General features: G+C 45.1%; 16 protein-coding genes. 2 read left to right on the forward strand and 14 right to left on the reverse strand.

Annotation, left to right across the window (positions count from 1 at the left end; all coding sequences use genetic code 11):
- From CKO50_RS10710 to CKO50_RS10770, 13 genes are all read right to left on the reverse strand, one after another.
- Positions 1-6,100: non-ribosomal peptide synthetase (locus tag CKO50_RS10710; RefSeq protein ID WP_095728143.1), on the reverse strand; the 6,100-nt coding region annotated here is incomplete at its 3' end.
- Positions 6,101-6,103: 3 nt separating this feature from the next.
- Positions 6,104-10,657 carry a non-ribosomal peptide synthetase gene (locus tag CKO50_RS10715; protein ID WP_095728144.1) on the reverse strand — a complete coding sequence of 1,518 codons (4,554 nt, stop codon included), beginning with the start codon at positions 10,655-10,657 and terminating at the stop codon, positions 6,104-6,106.
- 23 nt (positions 10,658-10,680) lie between these two features.
- Positions 10,681-11,436, reverse strand: a complete 756-nt coding sequence (locus CKO50_RS10720) for a thioesterase II family protein (protein WP_095728145.1) — start codon at positions 11,434-11,436, stop codon at positions 10,681-10,683.
- A complete protein-coding gene (locus CKO50_RS10725; protein ID WP_095728146.1) occupies positions 11,433-12,140 on the reverse strand; it encodes a hypothetical protein in 708 nt (235 codons plus the stop codon). The genes CKO50_RS10720 and CKO50_RS10725 overlap by 4 nt, the downstream gene beginning before the upstream one ends.
- Positions 12,137-12,868, reverse strand: a complete 732-nt coding sequence (locus CKO50_RS10730; protein WP_095728147.1) for an SDR family NAD(P)-dependent oxidoreductase — start codon at positions 12,866-12,868, stop codon at positions 12,137-12,139. Before CKO50_RS10730 ends, CKO50_RS10725 begins: the two co-directional genes overlap by 4 nt.
- An 11-nt stretch (positions 12,869-12,879) precedes the next feature.
- A complete protein-coding gene (gene fabZ, locus CKO50_RS10735; RefSeq protein ID WP_010369411.1) occupies positions 12,880-13,278 on the reverse strand; it encodes a 3-hydroxyacyl-ACP dehydratase FabZ in 399 nt (132 codons plus the stop codon).
- Entirely contained in the window at positions 13,275-14,390 is a 1,116-nt protein-coding gene (locus CKO50_RS10740; protein ID WP_010369409.1) for an ABC transporter permease, read from the reverse strand. Before CKO50_RS10740 ends, fabZ begins: the two co-directional genes overlap by 4 nt.
- Positions 14,383-15,150 (reverse strand): ABC transporter ATP-binding protein, encoded by a 768-nt coding sequence (locus tag CKO50_RS10745; protein WP_010369407.1) that lies wholly within the window; start codon positions 15,148-15,150, stop codon positions 14,383-14,385. The genes CKO50_RS10740 and CKO50_RS10745 overlap by 8 nt, the downstream gene beginning before the upstream one ends.
- 1 nt (position 15,151) lies before the next feature.
- Positions 15,152-17,335, reverse strand: coding sequence for a beta-ketoacyl-[acyl-carrier-protein] synthase family protein (locus tag CKO50_RS10750; RefSeq protein WP_095728148.1), 2,184 nt, complete (start codon positions 17,333-17,335; stop codon positions 15,152-15,154).
- Complete coding sequence (locus tag CKO50_RS10755) at positions 17,328-18,824, reverse strand: AMP-binding protein (protein WP_095728149.1); 1,497 nt, start codon at positions 18,822-18,824, stop codon at positions 17,328-17,330. Before CKO50_RS10755 ends, CKO50_RS10750 begins: the two co-directional genes overlap by 8 nt.
- 34 nt (positions 18,825-18,858) lie before the next feature.
- A complete protein-coding gene (locus CKO50_RS10760) occupies positions 18,859-19,152 on the reverse strand; it encodes a phosphopantetheine-binding protein (RefSeq protein WP_095728150.1) in 294 nt (97 codons plus the stop codon).
- A gap of 137 nt (positions 19,153-19,289) precedes the next feature.
- The gene (gene hutH / locus CKO50_RS10765) at positions 19,290-20,909 is read right to left on the reverse strand and encodes a histidine ammonia-lyase (protein WP_095728151.1); all 1,620 of its coding nucleotides are present in this window, start codon (positions 20,907-20,909) and stop codon (positions 19,290-19,292) included.
- Positions 20,910-21,559: 650 nt separating this feature from the next.
- Complete coding sequence (locus CKO50_RS10770; protein ID WP_095728152.1) at positions 21,560-22,219, reverse strand: hypothetical protein; 660 nt, start codon at positions 22,217-22,219, stop codon at positions 21,560-21,562.
- A gap of 280 nt (positions 22,220-22,499) precedes the next feature.
- Here CKO50_RS10770 and CKO50_RS10775 point away from each other — a divergent pair, with 280 nt between their 5' ends.
- Together CKO50_RS10775 and CKO50_RS10780 are read left to right on the forward strand one after the other, a co-directional pair.
- Complete coding sequence (locus CKO50_RS10775) at positions 22,500-23,093, forward strand: ATP-binding cassette domain-containing protein (protein ID WP_095728153.1); 594 nt, start codon at positions 22,500-22,502, stop codon at positions 23,091-23,093.
- A gap of 1 nt (position 23,094) precedes the next feature.
- Positions 23,095-24,168 (forward strand): DUF6136 family protein, encoded by a 1,074-nt coding sequence (locus CKO50_RS10780; protein WP_095728154.1) that lies wholly within the window; start codon positions 23,095-23,097, stop codon positions 24,166-24,168.
- Positions 24,169-24,177: 9 nt separating this feature from the next.
- Here CKO50_RS10780 and CKO50_RS10785 read toward each other — a convergent pair whose 3' ends face one another.
- Positions 24,178-26,184, reverse strand: coding sequence for a winged helix-turn-helix domain-containing protein (locus CKO50_RS10785; protein ID WP_255229520.1), 2,007 nt, complete (start codon positions 26,182-26,184; stop codon positions 24,178-24,180).
- Between the last annotated feature and the right edge of the window lie 28 nt (positions 26,185-26,212).

Raw genomic sequence — 26,212 nt, forward strand, 5'->3', positions numbered from 1 at the left:
TCTGCTCAGGGGTGTTAGCGGCGTGCTGCTCTACTAAGCTGGCCAGATCTTTGTCGGTGGCAAACGACTCGACGTTGTTGTGCCATTGGTTGAGCGTTGTCTGCATTTGGTTATTGACCAAGCTAATGCTTTGATGGCTTTGTGTCAGTCGCTCCCCAAGCTGAACCAAAATAGCTTGTACTTGGTCAAGGATCCACTCTGCCCGTGCGGTGCTCAGCCATTCCCCGTTGTAATGCATCACAAAGTCTAAGCGGTCTTGCTCGCTTTGGGCCACCACAGAAAGCGGATAATCGCCTTTTTCTATTGATTCTCTAAACTTCCAGCTGCCGGTATTTTCTGGAGTCGGGTAGTTTTCAAATACAAAGAGGGTATGGAACAAGCGTTGACCATCACGTTGCAGTTTCGACAAGCTCATGTCGCTGTGGCTATTGAGTGCAGCTACGCCTTTTTGAATGGCTTTGAGAATGTCATTACAGCTTGCTTCTGCTTGCCAATTCACCACTAAAGGTAAGGTGTTGATGAACAAACCGACCGCTTGTTCAATCCCATTGACTGGAATTTCACGACCGGAAACTGTGCTACCAACAATCGTTTGGCTATCACCAGAATAGGTTTGCAGTAACTTATGCCAAGCAAATTGCAGTGCAACGTTGAGGGTCACGCCAGCTTGTTGACAAGTATGTTGTAGCGACCTAAACGCCTCGCCTTGAAGACTAAACTGCACCGATTGCACTTGTTCTACAATTCGACTTTGCGACAAGTCATACTGACCGCCAAGCAATAAGTTAATATCGTTTGCGGTGTCAAATTCGGCTTGTTGTTGCTGCCAGTAAGCCTGAGTTTGCTTGGCATTTTTAAGGTAATAAGCTTGCGCCTCTAAATAAGTTTGCTGCGCTTGCACCTCTGGTGTTTTCCCTGCACAAAGCTGGCGATAATATCCTGCAACAGCTTGCAGCATTAACGGTCCACTCCAGCCATCATTAATGGCATGGTGCTCGGTTTTGATAAGTGTGTAGAGGTTTTCACTGCGCTTAAACAAGGTGAAGCGAATAAGCCCCGGTTGACTTAGGTCAAACGGAACTTGTCGGTCTGCGGCTTGAGCTTTGCTGATGGCTTGCTGTTGGCCGTACTCGTCAAGGGATGATAGATCTACTATGGTGAAGTGACTGTCATCAATACTGGCGTCGCGACACACCACTTGGAGTAGACATTCTTGCCAATCAAAAGCGGTGCGTAGAATAGGGAAGCGAAGCGACGCTAAACGCCAGGCATGAATAAAGTGTTCAACCTCTAGCGCTTGTTCAATATCCATGACCAATTGCACTCGGTAGGCATCATCCGTTGGGAAGTTAACAGCATGATAGATAAAGCCTTGTTGCAAGCTATTTGCTGGGTAAAGTGCTTCGATATTATAGTGCTTGCTCAGCGCTTGATAATGCCCATAAGACAAGTCGCTTAACCCCAAATCGCTAGGAGTTTGCTGCGGTGTTTGTACTGCTAGTTCGCAGCTTGCATTAATGACCTGGTGAAGCGCCATTTCAAAGTGCTCAACAAATGCCAGCGACTGTGATTGGTTCAACCTCGAAACCACATCAAAGTGAAGCTTGTCACCGCGAACTGCGCCATTGATGTTGAGTAGCAGTGCATTGTCAGCCTGAGCGTTTGCCTCTGTCATCACATAGCCTGCTTGAGTATCATCCAGCTGCCAGTCTCGGCTTTGCTGTTGTTGCTGATTCAATTGACCTAGGTAGTTAAAGCTCACCTGAGGGCGAATTACGCTGACTTTGCCAGCTTGTACAAAAGCGCCATAGCCCACGCCTTTATCCGGGATCTGACGCAGCATTTCTTTAGTGTTTGCGATGGTTGCAATCACGTCGTCGTGGTGTTCAAGGCGCACAGGATACATACTGGTAAACCAGCCTAAGGTTTGCGACACATCCAAGCGCGGATCTATATTTTCACGACCATGACCTTCAAGTTGAATATGATTAACGGTACTGTCAAAAGTGCTGTGTAGGGCAATATTGAGTGCCGCCAAAAGCAAGTCGTTAATGTCAGTATTCAAACCAAGATTGGCATCTCGTAGCAATTTAGCGGTCGTTTCTTGCGCAAACGTGATGCTGTATTGTGATTGTGCTGAGTAAGTGGGTTGGCTAGTAAAGCCTTTTTGTACCTGCTGCCAATAGTACGCTTGCTCAGGGTGAGCCGAAGGGTAGGTGGCAATGGCATCCACCCACTGACGATAGCTGGTAAGCTTGTCTGTTAGTGCTTCACCACTTAATAGGGTTTGTAAGTCTTGGCTTAACACCCGCCACGATACCACATCAATAATGGCATGATGGAAGGCAAAGAATACCTGACTGCCCTCGGCCGTTTTCACCAACGCTGCCTGCCACAGGGGGCCATTGAATAAATCAAATTGGCTTTGTAGTTTGGTCAATTCGTTAAATAACGCGTCTTTACTCAGAGTCGTTGCATCAAGTAATGGGACTTCAAGCTCTATCGCCGCTTGGTACGCTTGTTTTACCTCGTTGCTGGTCTGAACAAAGTGACAACGTAGCATGTCATGATGCTCGCTCAGCGCTTGAATAGCTTGAGTCAGCCCCGTGTGTTCAATGTGTTCAGGTAAGTTAAGGGTAAATGCTTGGTTCCAATGGTGTGGATTTGGTAGCCCTAAATCGAAAAACCACTGTTGGATAGGCAGTAGTGCAAACTCACCACTTAACCTACCTTGCTCCGTGATAAGTTCAATAGTTTCAGTGCTAACGTGTTGAATTAAATAGGCCTGCGCTGCCACGCTTGGGGCGTCAATGATGTCTTTAACCTGAAGGTTAAAACCAGCTTTACGCAGCGCAGACACAAGTTGAATACTGACAATAGAATCGCCACCGACTTTGAAAAAGTCATCATTAACGCCCACTTGTTTTAGGCCCAATACTGACTGCCAAATACCACATAATTGTTTTTCTAATTCGCTGCTCGGGGCTTGATAGTTGTCTTCATCCACCACGGTTGGAGTAGGCAATTGCTTGTGATCCAGTTTACCATTGTTGTTGAACGGTAACGCCGACATCACTTCAAAGTAGCTTGGGATCATATAGCTAGGTAAAACCTGAGCCAGTTCCTGTTTTACTGCGTTGGGGTCTAGTTCGCCGTGCTCTGGCACCACGTATGCGGCAAGTTGCTTGTTGCCCGCTTGTTCGAATACCACCACAGCGGCGACTTTCACTTGCGCCAACTCGTTGAGCTGTGCTTCTATTTCAGCAAGCTCAATTCTAAACCCGCGGATCTTCACTTGGTGATCGTTACGGCCTAAAAACTCTAATACGCCAGACTCGGACCAACGTCCTAAGTCTCCCGTTTTATACAGTTTATCTAGCCCGAGTTGTTTGGCCTTTGCGCTTGCAAACGGGTTATCGATAAAGCGCACGGCGCTCATTTCTGGTTTATTCAGGTAACCGCATGCAAGCCCTGGGCCCGCAATAAATATCTCTCCTGTGGCACCGTGGGGCACAGGGTTGTGGTATTTATCTAACAGGAGCACTTTGCGGTGATTGATGGCTTGACCAATAGGGACTGGACCGTCAATGTCGGCACATGGATAAAACGTGGTGAATGTTGTGCTTTCGGTGGGCCCATAAGCGTTAATTACTAACTCAGGTCGCGCACTTCTGGCAAGAATGCTTTTCACTATGCTCGGGGTGATAGCTTCACCACCGGTGATAACACAGCGCACATGGTCATAGATACTTGGCTGTTGTAAATACAGCGAATCAAACAATGTGCGCGTTAGCCAAAGTACACTAACACCGTGTTGTTTAATTAACCTTGATAGGTTGTCAGGATCCGCGCCTTGTTGCGCACTTGCTACAACCAATTTGCAGCCGTTTATCAGTGGTGTCCAAATTTCAAACGTTGCGGCGTCAAAATTTGGATTAGATAGGTGAATAAACACGTCGTTTTCTGACGTGTTTATTAAATCAGTATCTTGTACCAAAGAAACAACGCCACGGTGTGGAACGACTACGCCCTTTGGCTCACCTGTCGTACCCGATGTATAGATCACATAGGCTTCGGTTTGCGCATGTGCACCTGACAGTACGGGCGCTGCATCAGACAAAGACAAGCTATCTAAGCAGGTAATTTGCGGCTCGGCATCACAACTTGCAACGAGTGTTTCGATACGCGGGCGCAGCTCGCTTTGTGTTAAAATCAAACCAAGTTGCGTGTCGTTGAGCATATACTCTATGCGCTGATCTGGATAATCAGGGTTAAGCGGTACATAAGCACAACCCGCCTTTAGGATAGCCAGTTTTGCGATTACCATTGCAATAGAGCGTTCACAGAAAAGCCCAACAAAGCGCTGGCTAGCGCCAACGTCCACATGATCTTTAATGTAGGCGGCAAGCTTATTCGCGCTTTGTTCTAATTCTTGATAGGTCAGCTGCATTTCGCCTTCAACCAGCGCTATTCGAGAGGGCGTTTTTTGTACTTGCTGAGCAACCAATTCATGGATAGTAGAGTGCAAATAATCTGCATGCTCGTCTACCTCAACCATTGGTGCTTGCTCAGCATTACTTAACAAAGAAATTTGACTATGCGGCTGGTTCTCATCAGCAATAATGGCATCTAACACCAATGTCATTTGGGTGAGCAATCGCTGTGCTTTGCTTGGTGCCAGCATGGTTTCGCAGAAGCTCAACTTAAGTAGCAAGATATCTTGTTGTTCAACAATGCTGATGGTGAGTGGATAGTCTACTTTTTCAATCATCTTATCGAATGACCATTCGAGCACGTCTTGTCCCGCTGGTGTCGGATAGTTTTCAAATACAAATAGACTGTTGAACAGGCGAGTATTCGGCTCTTGTAGTTGCGACAGTGAAACACTGCTGTTGCCGTTAAGTTCTGCAATTTTTTCTTTCAGCGCTGTAAGCTGGGTGCGAATACTGGCCGTTTCTTGCCAATCAAGGGAAAGAGGTAGAGTATTGATATATAAACCAACACTGGCATGGATCCCGTCAATGGGTAGTTCACGACCCGAGACGGTGGTGCCTACTATGGTTTGCTCAGCGTCGCAGTAATATTGCAGTACTTTATGCCAAGCAAATTGCATTAAGACGTTCAGCGTTAGTCCGTGTTGTTTAGCAAATGCTTTGAGCTGTTGATGGCGCTCTGAAGAGAGCTTTAATTCGCTCGCCGCTGCTTTTTGGATCTGTGACGAGCCTGATTGGTCAATATTTTTACTCAATAAGCGGTTGATATCATTGGGCTCACCAAATTGTGCCTTTTGGGTTTGCCAATAGCTATCGCTAGATTTTTGGTTTTGCTGGTAGCGCGCTTGTGTTTGTAGGTAAGCCGTTTCTTCTTCAACAATGACCGGCTCGCCTTTGGTTAGTTTGGCGTAGTTTTGATGCACGGTTTGCAGCATCACCGGAAAGCTCCAGCCATCGCTGATGCTGTGGTGTTCTGCTTTAATTAGGGTGTAATGTGCATCGGCGCGTTTAACAATAGCAAAACGCATTAATCCCGGTTGAGTCAAATCGAAAGGTGTATTACGGTCATCGTGAATGAGCTTATCGATACGCGTCTGTTGTTCAATGTGGTCAAACGTACTGAAGTCGTGAAAACTGAAGTGATTTGGGGTAAATCCGGCCCCTCCTTTGATCACTTGGATGATTTCACTTTCCCAGTTGAACGCGGTACGTAGCGCAGGATAACGCATTGATGCCAAGATCCAAGCCTGTTGGTAAGCATCGACATCGAGTGCTTGATGGTAATCGATGACTAGCTGAACGCGGTAAGCATCGTCACTTGGTTGAGCAAGGTGATGATAAACAAAACCTTTTTGCATACTGTTAGCATCAAAGATGGCACGGATCTCAGATGCCTTTTTACGCTCAGTCGCCAGCAACTGTTCAAAGTCTTGTTCGGAAAAAACTTGCTGCGATACAAGGTAATCTAACAATGCGGCTTTATTTGCTTTGAGGTAATCAACCCATTGTTGGCTGAGTCCTTGCTCACCATGGACAATTTTAAGTTTGTCTCCATTGGCCCAAAGCGCAATGTTATCCTTTGCAAGTGATTGGCATAAATTCAACATGGTTTAAATCTCTAATTCTTGTGTTTTTTCAGACTGAGTCGTGGTTTGTTCTAGTTGTGTTTCACTTAACTGGGATTGCAGTGCAGTTAGTTGCTCCTGAGAAAGCGAGCCCGCGCCAAAGTCGCTAGGGGTGCTTACACCGCCGCGCTTTTTCGCCTCGAGCGCCATATCCAATACGTCATGTAGCGCTTGTGTTAAGTGAGTAGCGAAGGCATCGGTAAGATTGCCATCTAGCAATGAATCCACTTTGATCCTGAGTTGCTCGCCCTGAACCAGCGCATTGATATCGAGGATCAGATCCGAGCCGTTTTGTACGGAACTTGTTTCGGTTTGTAGTTGGTTGTCTATCTGCCAAAGCGCATCGCTTTGCCCACCCATTTGGCCTAGGTAGTTAAAGCTGATATTTGGCAACGTTAAGCTGGTGTCTTGCAGTTGTGCGCTACCAAAACCAAGACCTTTATTCGGGATCTGGCGTAGCGCTTCTTTGGCATCAATAATGGTGTCGCTTAGTGTTGCTTGTTGAGTCAGGCGTAGCGGGTACAAGCAAGTGAACCAGCCAATTGTTTGGTTGATATCAGCATCATCACGCCACATCTCACGACCATGACTTTCCAACGTGATAGCATGCTGAGTTTGCTTAAAGGTTTTACTCAATGCTTGGCACAAAGCTGCCAGTAGTAACTCTTCACCTTGCGTATTGAAGCCTGCATTCGCGTCACGTATTAAGCGGGATGTGGTTTGTGCGTCTAGCTCTAACCAAGCGCTTGACGGTGTTGCAGCCATGCTTGGCGGATAGCTTGGTAAGTTGGTTGCTAAACGCTGCCAAAATGCCATTTCTTGCGGGTGTGCTGCCGGGTACGCTTGCATCATTTCTACCCATTGTCGATAGCTAGTACGTTTACTCAGCAACGCTCCTTGTGCTAAAAGGGTTTGCAGATCTTGCGCGATGATCCGCCAAGAAACCGCATCGATGATTAAGTGGTGAAATGCAAAGTGAAGCAGGTCGTAGTCTTCACAAAATGCTTCGATATGTGTAACTTGCCAAAGTGGGCCATTACAAATATCGAACTGGCTTTGTCGCGCGTTGAGCTCTGCTTGTACATCGTGCGACTTGCCGTTAAGGACGTTGAGTGGCGCCATCGTACTCACATCGTTATATTCTTGCGTAATATGGCCTTCAAATTCCATAAAGGTTGTGCGCAACATATCATGTTGATCACTTAAACTGTGTAGCGCCTCTTGTAATTGAGTTTGGCTAAAGCCGCTTGGGATCCTGATTGCAAATGCTTGATTCCAATGATTCTCCTCCGGTAGTGCTTTATTGAAAAACCATTGTTGAATTGGCAGCAGATCAAAGCGTCCGCTCAGTAGGCCTTGCTCTTGTATTATCTCTCGCTGAGTCGCTTGTACGCTAACAATACGTTGACTCAACGCCGCTGCAGTTGGACAGTCAAAGATATCTTTTACTTGTAGTTCAATGCCTTGCTTTCTGAGCAAAGCAACGAGTTGAATCGTGAGAATAGAATCGCCACCGATAGCAAAGAAATCATCTTTGGTGCTCACTTGCTCAACACCAAGCAACGTTTTAAATGCTTCACACAGTTGCGCTTCCGTTTCGTCTTGCGGTGCCACATATTCGCTTTGGCTTATCAGTTCAGGCTCTGGCAACGCTTTACGGTCTAATTTACCGTTGCCAGTCAAAGGTATTTCCGCAAGCTCAGTCCACGTTTTTGGCTGCATATAACTGGGTAGCGCTTGACTCACGTGGGCTTTCACTTGGGCAGTTTGGCCGTGATGTTGTGGCTTAAACTTAATATAAGCGGCTAGGTAGGGAACACTTTGTAAGGTACGGTCGATAACCACCGCTTGTGCAACTCCTGGCAATTGGTTGATCACGCTTTCGATTTCACCCAGTTCAATACGGTAGCCACGGATCTTCACCTGATTATCGTTACGACCGATATACTCCAACTCACCATCCGGCAGGCGTCTTGCCAAGTCACCGGTTTTATACAGTCTGGCTCGTCCATGTTGAATATCTTGTTCGCTTGCGTATGGGCTGCTAATAAAGCGTTCTTGACTGAGCGCTTCGCGGTTTAAATAACCACGAGCAAGGCCTGCACCGCCAATATATAACTCACCGCAGGCACCGGGTTCGACCAACTGCAATTTGGAATTTAGCACGTACGCTTTCATATCTAATATGGGTCTACCGATATGAGAGGCTTTAGAACTTGATTGTTGCGTGAGTGCTTTATAGGTGACATGTACCGTGGTTTCAGTGATCCCATACATGTTGACCAATAGCGGCTGTTCATCGCCGTAGTAGTTCCACCAAGGGGTGAGCATTTCGGGGTTGAGTTTGTCACCACCGAAAATCACATACCTCAGTTTGTCAAAATTCAATTTTGCGTTTAGTGCCGCTGCACTAAATTCATAGAATGCGGCAGGAGTCTGATTAAGCACAGTCACTTGTTTATCTGAGCAGTAGTCTGCAAAGGCCTCAAAATCACGGATCAGGCTGTTGTCAGGAATACAGAGTTTACCGCCATAAAGTAGGGCACCCCACATTTCCCATACGCTAAAGTCAAAAGTATAGGCATGGTAAAGCACCCAAATATCGTGGTGGTCAAAGCCATAATCTTGCTCCGTTGCCGTGAATAATCGAGCGACGTTTTCATGAGTTTGCATCACGCCTTTTGGTTGGCCTGTCGTACCTGAGGTATAAATGATGTATACCAAATCCTGCGGTGATTGGCTGATGACAGGGGCTGTGTCGCTTTGTTGCTGAGCATTGAGTGGTGTAACTAGTGGGCAAGCCACCTCCGCCAAACGGCATTTGTCTTGTGCGGTGGCATACTCTTGCTCGTCGACAATCAACAGGCTTGGATTGGTATCACTTAGAATAAAAGTTGTTCGCTCGCTGGCATGGTCGGGAGACAGCGGCACATAAGCCGCCCCCGCTTTAGTGACAGCAAGCATTGCAACCAGCATCTCGATAGAAGGCTGCATGTACAGCGCAATTAACGTATCGGCAATGAGGGGTTGTTGATACCGAGACTGATATTGCTCCCGTAAATGCAAGGCCAGGGCGTTGGCTCTGGCATTAAGGGTTTTATAATCGATAGATTGTGTTTGGGTTTGTAGCGCGATTTGATCTGGGTGCTTACTTACCGCTTGTTCAAACCAGTGATTTAAAGTGGTGTCGGAAAAGAACGTTTCATTATCTTGATTGCTGCGCGCCAAGATAAGCTTTTGCTCTTCTTCATCCAGTACAGGCAGTTCGGCGATATTAAGGTCGCTTGAGTGGGTAAGCAATTCAATAAAGCGCGCCTGAATATCGGTGATCCGTGTCATTGCCACGCGAGAAAAGACAGACTTAGCGGCGACCACTTTACGACAAAGGCCACCTTCGGTTTCAAAATGCGTAAATTCGATATCAAATTGTGAAACACCAGGCTCAATGGATACCCCTTTGATAATGGTATCTCCCGCTGTGCCCAAAGCGAGTTCGTACCCTTGGCGACCAATCATCAACGGGGTGATCCCTGGACGAATGCCATTGCTTTTTAGCTTGGCTAAGTAGTTACAGGTGACATTAATATGCTTTGCAGCGTCTTTATTATTATTTCCTGACAGCAGTAATTGGGTGAGCTGGTTACTGACTTCACTGATAAGCGATGCGCCTGTGTACTGCTCAATATCGCAAATAGAAACCGTTTCGACGTCTGAATAATGACCTAAGATCGCACGGGTTTTGCGGGTGCGGCGAGCCATCGGGATCCCTATGGTTAAATCGGTTTGCCCAGTGGTATGAAATAAAGTCAAAAAGACGCTGGCAAGCACGACGCTAAAACTCGTGACGCCAGCTTGAGAGGCGACCTGTTTTACTTGTTTGAGTGCCTCTGGGTTTTCTTCACGAAACGCGATGCCGTCATAATGGTGCGCTAGTGCCTCAGTATTACTCTGGTAAAAATCGATAGGATAGAGTTCGCTCTTTTGTGACGTTGCTGTATGCTCAGGCTTTTCTTCGAACATCACTTGATAATCAAGGGGGGCGAGATCAAGTTCAGAGTTATCAAGCACCGCTTCTACACATGCGAGTAAATCGCTCATTAGTACTTGCAATGCCCACTGGTCACAGTTGATGTGATGTCCTTTGATGGTTAATAGCAACCGAGTTTCTGAGCTACAAGCGTAGAATTGAAAGGTCTCTTTAGTGATATCGATGGCTTGCTCAATTAAGGTTTTGGCGGTGACAGAGTCACTAAAAGCGGCAATCTCATCAGGCACGGCTAATAACTTAGGGGCACTGGGTAATAATTCGAGTTGTGGTTCGCCTTGAGCCTCATCAATACGACTCGATAAAACTGGGTGCCTTGCAAATAGCAACACCAAGGCTTGCTCTAGTGCCTCGGCTGTGATCCCGCCGGTAAATTGTACCGCGCAAGCGATGTTATATACTGGATTTGCCAAATCAAGCTGTTGGGCTTGCCATACGTGAAGTTGCCTCGTTGTTAGAGACTTGAAATTGGCGGAATTGGACAGTGAGTTCATTGCGTGATCCTTGTTTTTTCGCCTTAACACAACGGCTTTTGCCAGTTTGCTTTTTGGTATTTTGTTTGCTGCAAGCGAGCTAGGTGTCGCGCTACTGCGGCGACAATCACCTCACACGCCAGCGTTGGACGTTGCTGTAAATACATATGACCGCCATCGACATGATGGTATTGAAAATGGTTCTCGCAGTACTCAGACCAAGCTTGGTGTGACTCAGGCTTAACCAAGTGATCTTGTGTGGCGAGGATCAGTTCGACCGGCATCGTCAACGTAATGTCAGTACTGACGGGTTGCTCGGCTAACATAAAGTCGTCTTTAAACATGGCGGCCACAACCGCTTCTACGTCTTTCGTTAAACGATGTTTAGGCAGCATGTCGAGATGATATAAAGTCGTGAGCAAGTCCGAGTCAGTCAATTTTGAGTACTGGGTAGCCGAGGGAATACTTGGCGCGCGACACCCTGATAGACAGAGTAAATCCGGTGTTGTCAGTGCGTGTTTAGCAAGATGATCGGCAAGCTGATAAGCCACCATCCCGCCAAGACTGTGACCAAAAAACACGCACAGTCGCTCACTACGCGGCTGAAGTCGCGTGCTACTACTTAGGTGGCTAAGTGCCTCATCCCAGTCCCGTAAAGATTGCATGCCTGCTTTAGTACCACGGCCCGGTAAGTCGATGCCGTGGAGTTGCCAATGCGCAGGTAAATGTTTGGCCCATTCCCTAAAAAACAAAGAAGAGCCACCTGCGTGATGGAAACAGTATAAGTCAACCGGCATCATAGCTTGAGCTCCAGCGTTGGTGTGAATGCGATGGATTGACCGGTGAGCATGGTGTTGGTTTTCATAAAGTTGACTAGGTATTCCACCAAATCTTGATAACTGTATACCGCAGGTCGTGCACCCAGTACGCCTCCTTTTAGGTTGCGCTTTTTGATTCTTGCGGCTTTGCTATCGGTAGCCAGTAGCGGTAACACAAAACTATTAACTGCCAGCTTGCTACCTTGATACTCGCGCGCGAGCGTCATCATCAATGCATTATGAGCGTGGTTACAGACACTGGCGGTGGCTTCTAATTCGTAATTCAAGGTGTCTGATTGAGTTAAAAAGACGAGGTTTCCACCACTCACTCTGAGGTTGTCCGCAATGATTCTGAGGACCGAAAATGCGCTTTCTAGACGCGCAATCACTTGCTCGCCAACGGCAATGTCTTCGAGTAGATTGCTTTCATTAAGGCGATTGGCACAATGCAGTACCATCACTTCTTGCTGATTATTATTGATTTCAAACCAATCTAGTAATGTATTGGTATTTAACTCCGAGAGGGGAGCGTTGAGGTGGATATGGCTCGCTTCTGGATTATGCGCTTGCACCTCAGCACTTGCATTGATAAGGAGTAACGGATGTTTTTGCGACAGCAAATGGGTCACGAAGTGGCTATCAAACTCACTTGTTGGGTAAAGTAAAATAAACGCTTGAGCATTCATACCGCAAGCCCTCCATCCAAACGAAGCACATTTCCCGTTTGGTAGTTAGAGGCGCTAGAAGCGAGATATAGCGTGGCATCAGCAATTTCTTTGACGCTCCCAACACGACCAAGTGCGGTATGCTTAAGCACCGGGTTGATAATGCTTGAGGGGATATCATCAATCATATCGGTTGCAATAAACGTCGGAGCGAGTGCGTTACAGTAAATACCACAGTGACCATATTGCCGTGCAATAGTCCGAGTGAGGCCAATAATTGCGCCTTTTGAAGTCGCGTAGTTGGCTTGGCCTTCACGCCCGCTTATTCCGCTTTGCGACACCATGTTGATGATCTTGCCTGCACCTTGCTTAGTCATGACTGGTAACACCGCTTGGCAACACAGTAATGTACCCTTGAAGTTGATATCTAACACGTTATGAAAAGCGTCGTACGACATTTGAGAGAATAAGCTATCATCCGTTATCCCAGCGTTATTCACTAACACATCAACTCGACCCGTGTCGCTTATCGCTTGGCGAATAGCGGAGTTGATGAACTCGCTGTCGGTAATATTGCCGCTCTGTTGCGTGAAACGAGCTTGATACTCAGGTTTGTGTAACTCCGCGATGGGGGTTTGTGTGCGACAAATACCGTATACTCGAGCACCACCTTGCAAAAAGGCGAGTGCGATGCCTTTGCCTATCCCTTTGGATACGCCAGTCACTACTACTGTCTTTCCAGTAAACACAACCAAGTTCCTTAATCCGTGTAAACAATCGTGAGTTCGGCTTTTGCAACCAACTCATCTTCAACGTGTGCTTGTGCTTTAAAGCGCGCCATCGCACCAAATTCAGTTTCTAGTTTTGCCGTTACTTTAATAATTTCGCCGGGGCGAACAGGGCGACTAAATTTGGCTTTTTCTATGGAAGACAGCATGCCCCCTTTGTGCGTGTTGTTGCAGCACAAACCGCTGATCTGCGCCATGGTCTCAATGATTAACACACCTGGGAAAATAGGCTCATCCGGAAAATGTCCTTGAAGGCCTGGTTCGTTATGCGAGACAAACTTTAGTCCAACAATCATCTCTCCCGGTGAATGTTCGATTATCTTGTCTGCAAACTTAAATGGTGCCTTGTGCGGCAAGTTATCGGTGATCATGATTTTTCATCTCCCCAGTCAAAGCAGAAGTAAACGATGAGGAAAAACACCACGCTGGTGACGCCTAAAATAATCAATTGACGACTTACCGCAGCCAGTTCAACGCCTTGGTTTGCGACTAAGCGCAGTGCATCCAAAAACGCAGTGGTTGGCAGTAACGAAACTATTTCTCGCAGTAGAGTGGGAAAGTTAGCGGTGTCGAAATAAATGCCCGATAAGAACATCAATGGAAAGTAAAGCAAGTTAGCTATCCCTGATGAGACTTCAACCCGTTGGCTACGGGCACCGACTAACACGCCGAGCATACAGATACAAAATGAACCGAGTGCCATTACCGCAATGATATCCAGCACGTTTCCTTGCAACGTGTAACCAAATAAAAAGTGAAATGCGACGAACAGAATCAGCATTTGGAACACCAGCAAGAACAAGCGTGCGAGCACGATCCCAATGATGTAATCACGGCGCTTGAAAGGAGAAAGGCGTAGACGTTTAAAAAAGCCGTTTTGTCTGTCCGACACTAAACTATTGGCAATCGACACCAGTGCTAAACCAAGAACTTGTAACACGATGATCCCGGGGATCAACCAGTCAGTGTAACGATAACCTTTGACGCTAATGACATTGCTTCGCATCTCTTCGCCGTTAGCTTGCGCTTTAAGACGCAATAGATAGTTACGTGCCATTAACGACTCATCAGAGTTATGAGTAGAAAACATAGCGTTGGGGGCAAGGTAAACTTCAGGGCTCACCTCATTTTGCAGCTTACGTAGCACTGAGCCTGGTGAGCTGATCACTTCCGCCAGCTGAGCAGAAGCAAAACTGTCTTCCAACACAATTGAATCGGTTTGCGAGAGGCGGGTAACGGTAACGAGCGGATCTTCCTCCATCGCTTTAAGCCATTTCTGCTCGATTTGTTCGCCATGCATCACCACCACATTCATAGGAGACATTTTTGGTCCACCGGAGAAGGCTTGGATCAACAATAGGGCGATAAAAATAGGTAAACCGAATGTCCATAGCAATACCGCTTTATCACGGAAAAAAGGTCGAATATTGACCATCATTAATTGCCAAAATGGATATAACTTAGTTTGACTTAACTCAGGCATAACTTTCCCTCTCCATCGTGGAACCTGTGAGTTTCAAAAATACGTCGTTGAGTGTGGCTTTTCTGGGTTCTTTAATCACTGGAGTCTCAAAGGTGCGGTTAATAATGTCGCTTGGCGCGCCTGACTCTATGATTTGACCTGAATTAATGATGGCTAAGTTGTCGCATAAGAACTCTGCCTCATCCATGTAGTGCGTCGTTAACATCACACAGGTACCGGCTTCTTTGAGATCTTTAATGATGTGCCAAAATTCTTGGCGGCTCGTGGGGTCAAGTCCCGTAGTTGGCTCATCTAAAAACACCAACTTGGGCTGGCCAACCACTGCCATCGCCAAAAATACGCGTTGCTTTTGTCCACCACTGAGTTCGCTTAGCCAAGCGTCCTTTTTCTCGCTTAAATTGAAGCGCTCAAGCAGCGTATCAATTGGTGTGTAGCTTGGGTAAAAGCTGGCAAATAGCTCGACGCACTCTTTTACTTTGAGTTTTTCGTAGAGGTTATTGTGTTGCATCACGCCACCCATAAGGCTGCGAAGTTTGGTTTCGTGCTGCTTCCAATTAAGACCGAATAACGTCACTTCACCTGACGTTGCACTACGCAAGCCTTGTAGTATTTCCAACGTCGTGGTTTTTCCGGCGCCGTTGGGCCCAAGGAGTCCAAAACATTCGCCTTCGCTAACGCTAAAAGAGACGTCATCGACGGCAACTTTTCGTGTTCTTTTGTAGACCTTCCTTAAGTTCTTCACTTCGATCACGGTCGTCATCTTATTTCCTTACTGTTCGTAAAATACATCCCGTCATACTTCCCGCGAGATTAACGCTTAGGAGTAGGGTTTGATCTAGCTCGGTATCACCAGCTGGGGTGTTGAGTGCATGCATTAGCGCACGCACTGCTAATTCTGTACTGTGTAGAGGCGTGGTTTGTGGCTGATATTTTATAAGTTGGGCCTGTGGTAAATGGCTGTCCAAGCTTGCTGCAATGGTGGCAAACGCTTCATCGTGATAAGTACTTAACACGACATTGCCCACTTGGCTCAGCTTCCTAGCATGGCTTGCCAGTAATCTGTCTAGTGCCTGATGTTCCTGCGCATCATTGATTTGAATAAAATCAATGAGTTCTGCGAGAGGTTGGTAGCCTGCCGGTAACACCTCGTTGGTTGCTAAGAGCGCCGCGCTGGAAAAATGACCGATATCTGCTTGGAATTGATGTGCAGCCCAGACTTGCTGCGAGAGTGCAGTATCGTCTTGCGAGCTACATACCATCGCATATCGACTTCGACCTTCACGCATATCAAGAGTTGCACTCCAAAGCGCATGTAAAAAGTCATTGCCTAAATCACTCACACAAGTGGCCGAGTTTTTAAAGCCAAAGCCGAGTGCCAGTTGCCCTAATGTGGCATTGACGACAGTATTAGGGAAATGCGTACTTTTTAGCGCTGCAATGCCATCTTGAAATGATGCGAGGTTTTTATCTAAGGTTTCCAGTGAACCCATGGGATTAGCGTAGTAGGCTGCGAATTCTGGTAGTGGTAATTGAGCCAAATCGAGCTCGCTGTCTTGTAAGGTAAATTGACAGGCACCTAAGGCAAATTGTGCAACACTCGGTGTGCGGCGCTGGAAAAGAGCAGGGAACTGCTGTTTTAAGTTAAATTCAGCAAAGTGGTCAGTGCTACTTTGTCTAGCATTGTACACTTCAGTATCAGACAGGCTGGTGGCGGCAAGTAGATACACCGGTTTTGGTGCCGTGTTAATCGACGTTTTCTGGTGCTTGCTGAGCAGCATACTGGTGTTGTGACCACCAAACGCCGAGTTAGTTACCGCAAAAACATCAACAACCTGAGGTTTCGCCTGATTGGTCACTAATTGATATGCTTGGCAACAAGACCTTATTGAGTCGACACCCAGTGTTGCAGGTAGAAGCCCTTCATCCTGGCTGACCAATGTTGAAATAAGTTCTATGGCACCAGCGGCACCAAGGGTATGACCAAAGTAAGATTTACTACTTGAAACCGAGACGTCGAGCATGACCTGTTCACCAATGGCTGATTGGATCCCTTTTAGCTCTGCGCCATCATTTGCTGGCGTACCAGTCCCATGGCTGTTGATATATTCAATATCACTTGCCGCAACGGGCGCATAGGACAATGTCTGCGTAAAAGCGCGGCGTACACCATCGCCCTCGGGGTTAGGCGCTGTAGCGTGGTGAGCATCTAAGCTTGACCCTGTCGCGAGTAATTGATATCGCAGCGTTGCATTACGCTGATTGGCATGTGTTTGCGATTCAAAGACTAAAAAACCTGCGCCTTCACCTAAACTTAATCCCATTTTTTCGCTGTACGGAGCACAAGGTTCAGGACTCAAGGACTGTACCGACTGAAAGCCGCCGTAAACTAGCTCGCTGAGGGCATCTGCACCGCCAGCAATGACAACATCTGCTTGGTCATTTTCGATAAGTTGCTTAGCAAAAGCAATGGCACTGCTACTTGCGGTACAGGCCGAGGTGAAAGTCATTACAGGGCCCTGAATATCGAAGTGGCGGCTGACATTGGTTGCAATTTGATGTGGTGGATAAAACTTAAACCCTAGTTGATGCTGACCTTTAAGGCTCTCCATCAATGAAAACATACCGCAGTTTGCATTACCGAGAATAAATGCCACACGGGTACTGTCCATCTCAGTTAAGGCTAAATTTGCATGCTCAAGTGCTTCTGTAACGGCATGAATAGCGTATTGGCTCGCCAGATCCATATCAAAATGTTCTGCGCTGTGGTGCTCGTAGTTGATAGCAAGCGCCCCAACATTGTGTGTTAGTCCTTGTGTGTCGAAACGATTAATGCGGTCAATACCAGTACGGTTCTCCTTGATGCTAGTTAGCAGTGCTTGGCGATTCTCGCCCGCAGCACAGAGCACACCATAACCAGTAATGAAAGTTTGTTGTTTATTATTCATGTACGCATTCCTGTAGTGCCGAGAGGGTGATTTTGCCGAGCTCGTTTTCTGGAAATTGCGCCAAAAAATGAACCTGCGGCGTGGGTAAATCTTTAAACCAACTTCTGATGTCCTGAAGTGTAGGGATACAAGAGAGCCCTTCAACAAAGGCGATCAGCTCGCCCCCTTTATTATTGTTGTTGTCTTCGATAAAAAAGACGCGATGGCGAAGTCCCACAAAGTGTTCTTGGAGGATTTTTTCTATACTTTGTAGCGAGTAGCGTTTACCTGCATATTTAAATATTTGGTCTGCGCGCCCACCGTGAGTGAATTGGTTTTCATTGCTGAAAATCAGCTTATCTTTGAGCTCAAACTCTTCACAATTAGCCACTAAAAACGGCGATCTCAACATGGTTTTGTACTCGGCATTTTGATAAATGTTGACTGCTGTGAACTTAGTAAAGTGCGTTTCGTTGTTGCCTAATGGACGATAGCCGATACCGCCAGTTTCAGTGCTTCCTAGTACCTCAAAAGCTTGTATTGAAAGCGATAGGGAAGAAATAAGGTCGGCAAGCTTTTGCTCTTTCTCACCTTTAAATGGCGCACCCGAGCTTATCAAGTAGCAGTGGTTTTGACTTAACTGATCGGCGACAAAGTCAAACATTGTTGGCGTTAAGATCACACCTACCTGTTTATCTTTTACAGGTTGTAAGTCCGGTGTTGAACCGAGTTCGTAACACACCGGTTTACCAAGCTGCAGAGGGAGCATAAATGCCCAAATAAAACCGAACATGTGACGAATATCAACGCAAGCACAGAAATAATCTACTGCGTCAAACGAGAAAGTGTCTGCAAAGGTGAAGGCTTCTGCATGGAGTGAAGCGATGGATTTATGCCAAGTTTGTGGCTTGCCAGTGCTGCCTGATGTTTCAAAGCCAATAGTCTTATCGCTATGGTGTTGTAAAAATGCCGCCATGGAACTAAACGGAATTTCTACCTCTTGATTGGCAAGCGTGAGTTCTCGCCAGCTAAATGCATTGGTGTTCGCGGCCGCATTCGCACTTAATACCGGAGTAATATTGTGCGCTAATAACACCATAGTGCTCACAATGATATCGCAAGGCGTGCTGTCTTTGATAAGGCGAGCCTGACCAGAGATCTTACAATCTACACTACACTGTATCAGTGTTAGTAAATCGGTCTCTTTGAGAGAGGTGGCTTGATCTGTCCAAGTCTCCAAGGATGTTGTTTGTTTTTGTTGGGTTAAGTTTAACGCTATTTGACGTGTTAGTGTCGCCAAAGATACAGTGCTCAATTCGCCCAAGTCTTTTAATTGGAACGCCTTTTTACATGCAGCAGATAACTGCATAAGGTCGACCGAGTCGAGAAACAGTGGCGCCTCAATTAAATTGGCGTCGTCACTTATTACGTCTAGCTGCTCTTTATCTACTTCTAACTCAGTTTCAATCAGTTGCATGAGTGTTGAACGAATGGCACTGTATGTTTGCATGGTGTCCTTCCAAGCGAAAATGGTTATGGTCAGATCAACAAGCTTCAGCTGTTGTTTGTGCTTCAACTTGCTCGTGAATAAAGCTAGCTAAGGAACTGACGTTTTTCATTTTTTCTTGAATGGTTTGTTCTGGGTAATCTTTGAACTTAAGGTTGTATTTTTTCTCAATAGAAACCACAAGATCGAGCACCTCGATACTGTCTAGATCTAGACCGTCACCGATAAGTTGAGCATCATCTTCGATTTCATCAATGCTATCGACCACTTCTAAACTGTCTACAATGATGTCTTGTTTAATAAATTGTGTTATTGATTCTAAGCTACTCATTTTTATATCCTTTTTAGTTTCTCTGGTGTGTAGTTTACGTCTCATTAGCGGCTTTTGAGCAACAACAAGTCCTAGCTGACTGCAGTGAAGCTGCCAGCTATAGCGTTATCGTCATCTCAAAAATGACTTAGAGAGAGTTAGTGCTCATTAAATAGGGCGTTAACCATATTGTTGATTTCAACATCCATCGGCCTATCTTCAATGACAGGTTGGAAGTTGCTGCTAATTTCGTCGAAAAACTCACGAGAAAGTGTGTTAAGCTTTTCTGCTTTCGCATCTTTCCCATCAACATAAAATGCCTGACGGATTGCCATTGCCTGAATAGCAATAACCGGCTTGATAAGATCTGTAATACGACGAAGGTCACGTGCGGCGATAGTGCCCATGCTGACGATGTCTTGGTTTAGTGCTTCAGTTGTGCGTGAAAATACTGACATAGGGCCTGCATTTTTGAGTGCTTCCGCAACAAGAGAAGAGGAGGTAATTTGCATTGCTTTAAAGCCGTGGTGTACCCAAGCTTTGTCGCCAAGATCTTCACGCGCAACCAAGTTATTAGAAATTCCACCATTAAGGCGATCGTCAACCAAAATGCCTAATTCACGCTCTAGTAACGCACCCATGTTTGCAACGAGTGGCTTGAGAGTATCGCACACCGCTGCAACGTGACCACCGTAGAAGTGACCCGCGTTGAGGATTAGGTCGTTCTCATCATCAAATAGTGGGTTATCGTTCACTGAGTTGATTTCAGTCGTTAGGATCTGTGATGCCCACATCTCAGCATCAATTAATGGACCTAACACTTGTGGAGAGCAGCGAATTGAATAGCTATCTTGTAATCTGAACGTTTCCTGCTTGCCAAACTCAATGTTGTCATCAGTGCGATTTCTGCGACCTAAACGTTGATCGACGTTAGTTAAGCGCTCTAGAATTTTCTCTGCGCAGAGTTGCTGACCACGGTGTGGTTTAAGCTCGTGTACGCGTTTATGGAATGGTGATGCACGACCTTCGATAAGTTCGACATAAAGCGCGATCAGTTTACAGCTTAAATCAATGCTGCGACGGATATCTTTTAGCGCATTCGTAGCGATGGCAGACATAACCGAAGTACCATTCATGATAGCTAAACCTTCTTTCGGCTTTAGCTTGTATGGTGCAATGTTTAGCTCTTCTAATACTTCAGCGGTTTCACGTAGTTGTCCTTGATAATACACCTTACGTTTACCACCAAGTGCGGCACCAACATAAGAAAGTGGTGTTAAGTCGCCACTCGCACCCACTGAACCCATAGAAGGGATAGCTGGGATGATGCGGTTGTTTAGGAAAGTTTCCATTTGCGCCAGCAATTCCCAACTAACACCTGAAAAGCCTTTGGCATTACAGTTCATACGGATCAATAAAGTCGCGGCACAATCGGACTCTGAAAGGTAATTACCAACGCCACAGCCATGATAAGCAATAAGATTTTGTTGTAATTCTTCAGAGAGAGAAGTCGAAATACGGTTGCTTGCTGAGTTACCAAAACCAGTCGTCACGCCGTATATATCTTCTTGGTTTGCTAATTTATTGTCCAGGTATTGACGGTTTTGCTCGATTCTAGCTTTTAGTGCCAATTCGTCCAATTTTACTTTGGACAAGGCCTGAGCTGCGTAATCTTGCACTGATTCCAGAGAAAGTGATTGATCTTGCGAGATGAAAACAATACTACCGAGCTTTTTCTCGACCTGAATTGCTTCCTTTTCTGTGTTGTACTGGTTCATGACTTTCCTACTCTGACTAAAATAATGAATCCGATTGTGATTTTCACAATGCTTATATTTTTGTATGACGGGAGACTGTTTAGAAAACCCAGTCATACTTGTTAGAGGCGAGTACTACTTAACCAACGTCCCGTGTGTGCCAATCCGTTAATTTGGTCGGCTTTGTCGCGATACTATTGTCGCTATCTTTGTTACAAGATTATTTTTATTGTAAATAAAAATTATTAAATGTGATTTTTTGATTGTTGTGTTTTAAGAACGGCGGCTAGGTTAAGCCTGAGTTTTCAGGGTGTCAACACGAAAAATTTGACATTTTAATGTTAATTAAATCCAACGTTAACATAATTGAAATGTTATAAAATGATTGCAATATGGAGTTGTTAATAGTTATTTTTTATCTATATGAGATATAAAGAATTAATTGATTTTTAAAGCTAAAACTCTATTTTTATTGAGTGCGGAAAGTTTAATAAAACTGACTTATGACAAATGTCACTATTTTATGTGGTCGGATCTGAAAATGAATAGAATTGACTTATTTCGTCAGGAAGTTGAATTTTTTGTGAATAAAAAATGCGTTGTAAATACAAATCTAGATGGCTAACCGTTGAGGTTGCCGGAATATCGGCAGCCTCAAAAGCGGTGATTAATTAGTATTCTAAAACGGTGCTCATTAATCCAGCTTCACCGACGACGAGTAAGTAAGAGCGGTCTAGTGACGCATTGCAAAGACTTATAACCTCATCACCCATCATAATATCTTGATTACAGTCATCCACTTGATACCAGCTACTGACTTCTCCTTTATCAAATTCAACGTCTGAACCGTTAATATTTAATGTCATTGTTTTGGAAGCTAATACGCGTACGGTAAATTTATTATCGTGATCATCTTTAGACTTTCTAACGACTTTTATATCTAAGGTATCGTTGCTATCCTGCATTACGACAAAGTGATAATCTCTGTCATTACTTACCTTAATTTTCTCTTGTTCTACCATGCCAAGCTTGTTGATAGACTCAGCATAAAAACTGATTTCACGGTTGGTATTATGTTCGTGTGTTATGCGTACTGGTTCTGAACCTGAAGCCAGTACTTTGACGCGATATTTATCGTCAGCGACATTTCGTTCATCACCGTCTAGCTCAGTATTAGCAAGATGAAACGCAATTTCATAATCGGTAGCATTAACTAGGTTATATTGGTTTTTATAGATGTCAGAACCGAAATTGGCGGTCTCGATATCTTCAGATGAACATGCAACTGCTAATAGGGATAAGGTGGCTGCAGTTAGGATACGAAAGTTCATTGTTGATCTCCTTTATCAATATTTTGAACATAGATCGTTATTCAAGCGATTTCGGAGCAAGAGTATAGGATGGAAAAATGAAAGGTTACTTAATGATGTTTATAAGATGTTAAAAAATGTAGTGTGTAAGGGTTTGTTACAAAATAAGGTACGAAATGTATGCCATTTTACCTTCTAACTAGGTGATAAATATTGGCTTTTGTAATAAGTTAAGTTTTATTACAGCTACATTTTTAAACATAAATATAGCTCCCTATTTGGATTTATAGTGTAGAGCAAGATGATAACGATAAAATCTCTAAGTAAAAGCTTCTCCAAAGAAGTACTGTTTGACAATTACTCACAAGAGTTTGACCATAATAGAATTTGTTTAGCGGCGCCGAATGGCGTAGGAAAAACCACCTTACTGTGCATGATTGCTGGGCTTGATGATGCATTCAACGGCGACATTCTATTACGAGACAAGAAAATCAATAAACGCCAAACACTTGTTGCACTCGCGTCAGACAATATTCCATTCCCTGCTTTTTTGCGTGCAAAAGAGTTATTAACTCTCACATCAACTGCATGGCAATGTGATTATCCTTCACAGCTTGTAAACGATTTTCAGTTTGAAGGCTTTTTAATGACGCGCTACGCAGATCTCTCCTCTGGTAACAAAAAGAAGCTTCAGCTTATTAATGCCTTGATGCGTAAGACCCCTTATTTATTGCTCGATGAACCTACTGCGGCTTTGGATGCAGCTGGCTGCGAGTATATTGTTGAACTCGCGCAAAACTACGCAGGCATGGTGCTGATGACAAGTCATGAGCCTGAACCTTTTTTACAAGTTGGATTTCACTCTGTTCCCTTAGCACCAAAGCAGGGTAGTTAATATGCTTTATTACTATCGTTACAGAAAAGCATCACTTTCCTTATCGCTGCAAGCCATAGGCCAGCAACTTCAGCAATTTGGCTTGATGATAGCTGCGTTGTTTCAAGTGTATCTGCTAGGTTTTATCGCAATACTATTTATGGGTATAGGTAAAATTGTAGAAAGTGATAATCCCGTTGCACAGGTACAAATTGCATGGGGATTACTTGCGGTACAAAGCTTTATTCTATTTGTGTTTCGAGATGCTGTTTTGGATAAAGCGCACAGAAGTTACCACCACACGATCCTGCATCGCTCCATCCATCAAAAAGTGGCGGATGGGTTGTCCGTACTAGTTGTTCACCCATTGTTATTGATGACTCTAATTCTCTGCTATTCAATTGGAATTGAGAAAATCACACAAGCGTGGCAATTACTGTTTTTTGCGGTGACGCAATTTCTCATAGCCCTATGCTTTATTTATCGGCCCTTGGGGACAAGTGTTGGGTTATTAATAACGGCAATAATTAGCTTTGCTGTTTTCGAAATTACTTGGTATTTGGTTACTGTAAACCTAGTAGCGTTTGGCAGTGCTGCTTTACTACCGCGTAAAGTGACGCTATCGGTAATGGTTAAAGGGTTGACGACATTTTGGCTGAGCTTTGTTTACAACCACTATTTTGTGTTGCTCTGGCGCATTGTGATGAGTGTGTTGGTGCTATGGTTTGGCGCGATCTTAAGTGTAGAGCGCCCCGATCTGATGGCAAATTACGTTCCGGGTCTTGTGACTTTAAATCTATTATGGTGGTCGAGCCTAGCAATTGATCTCAAACCTCAAGTCTACGACCGCATTGCATATTGGTTGAGTATAGATAAGCTGCAATCGGCAAAGCAAAGTATCTGGATTATTGTGCTGATGGCTGCTGTCTGTTTTTCAGTGCCTGTCTACATGTTATTAGGATTGAGTGCAGTGAGCTTGTTACCCTATGTCTTTCTACCACTTTTAGTGTTAAGTGCATTAAAAAGTCCACAGTATTTAGCTATGACTTGGCTCAGCACCTTAGTGCTGAGCTATACCGCGTATGTGCTTTTGTAATGATAATCGTTAGTTAGCAGCTTCAGGTAGGCGAGTCAGTTTTTTGATATCGCCTTCTATACTCTCCATTTTTGCTATGAGTAGATTCCCAAGCGCGTCGATATCGTAGTGCCAAATCAGGTGGCCGACTTTTTTAAGCGCAGGTAATTGCTCTGGCATCAATGTGAGTTGCCAAATGTAGTCCTCTTTTGACCAAGCAGATTGCCAATAGATGTCGTTGCCGCGAATTCTTAAGTTACTAAATTGATTGGTTTGCTTTTGACTTAGCGCATATTTATTTAACGCTTCTGAGTCGCTTTCGAAGAGCGTCTCGTACTCCAGCAGTAGGTTTTGTTGTAGTACAAACCAAGTTTGTCTTTCGGGGTGATAAAAGACAAAGTCAGCTGTGCTGTCATGGCTGCTGATAAGCGCCCCAGATAAGCTGTATTGGTTTAATGTTTCGCCGTCATAAGCCCATAGTGTTTGCTCATCTATCCAGCCCATGCTTTTGACGGGCTGACTCAGCTGTGAATTGAACTGGGTGAGTGGGCGTTTTCGGTCGTATATCACTAAATCGTTATCACGGTTTGAGGCCAAATAGCTCAGCTCTGGACTCCATACTAAAAAACCAACGTATTCATGTCCCTGATGAAAGGAAAGCTGACTGATTTTATCATCGCGATACAGATACACCTCGCATACACCGCTGCGCCTCGACATAAATGCCGTTTCCCCCAAGCTGTTGGTCAGTGGTAAATAATCGATGCTTGAGCTTGAAAATAAGGGGAGATCGTCTCGGTCTTTGATATTAACTTGAAAACTCTCCAATGCCGCGAATATATCGCCGCGATTATCGCTTGAGAAGCTCGTGTATAAGCCAATTGCCGTTTCTTTGATGGCTTGACTGTCACCGTCTCTAAAGTGTCGCGATAGGCTGCCATATTGACTCGCAATCACGGCTTGATGATAAACATCAAACGCAACGGAAGTGACTGGAGCTGACCACTTCAGGTGTACCGTGCCATCAAGCGTTTGTAGCCTTGCTAACCCTTGTTTATCTTGAACCAAATAAAAGGTTTTGTCTTGCCACGCTCGAAGGGCCATTTTTAACTGTTCATTGGCTGCCAAAGCAAGTGGCAGCTTAACCATTTGATGGGACTCAAGCCGGTAAAGGTGTGCTGCTTTGGCATTATATTGGCCGAACGTTAAGATAAGCTCTTTGTCACTTTTCCAAACGGGTTTAGTACCAACCTGGCACGGAAGAATTTGCGAGCTATGAAAAAATTGCCCTGCGGCAGTCATCACATGAAGTTGGCAGCCACTACCTTGATATTGCCAAAAAGCCAGTTTGTCTGAGTCGGGACTCCAACTTGGAAAACTGATCCGCGAATCGAAGCGGTGTTCATTTAATTGATAGCCTTGTTTGTTGGCAATAATAAGGTGCGTAAAATCTTTTACATAGGCGATGAGATCTTTGCTTTGGTGGGCATCAACGTCAAATTCAAGGCCTAGATCATGGCTAAGGCTGGAGGTTTCGTAGCGTGATGGTGTTTTTTCAGTCGGTGTTTGATTAAAAAAGGCGATTGCGCCAAAGCATAACACTGCCATTGCGACGGCACTGAGTGATAAAATATGGGACTTGGCGATTACTTTGACTGGTTTTGCCGTATGGCGAGGCGCTATTTCATGCCTTTCTAGTGGCGCGATAAAGCGATAACCCCGTTTGGGGATAGTTTTGATATAAATCGGGTTTTTAGGGTCGTCCCCGAGCACTTTTCGCAGTTTAGTCAGAAGCTGATAAAGGCTATTGGGTTCGACAACCGCGTGTTGCCACAGCTGTTCGGTAAGCCAATATTTCTCTAGCACTTCGTTATGATGCTCAATAAAAAGCGCGAGTAACCTTGCCATTTGTGGCTCAAGTTTTACGGTTTCTTGGCTTTGCTTATGTGTTAGGCAATCTTGCTGGAGATCAAACTGCCAATGTCCAAAACAAACCATCTCTACTTCCTGTGCCTGCACGCTGAGTACCAATTTCAATAATCAAAACCAATTGTTCCCATAACGT

The organism is Pseudoalteromonas sp. HM-SA03 (genome assembly GCF_002289345.1).
Classification (GTDB): domain Bacteria; phylum Pseudomonadota; class Gammaproteobacteria; order Enterobacterales; family Alteromonadaceae; genus Pseudoalteromonas.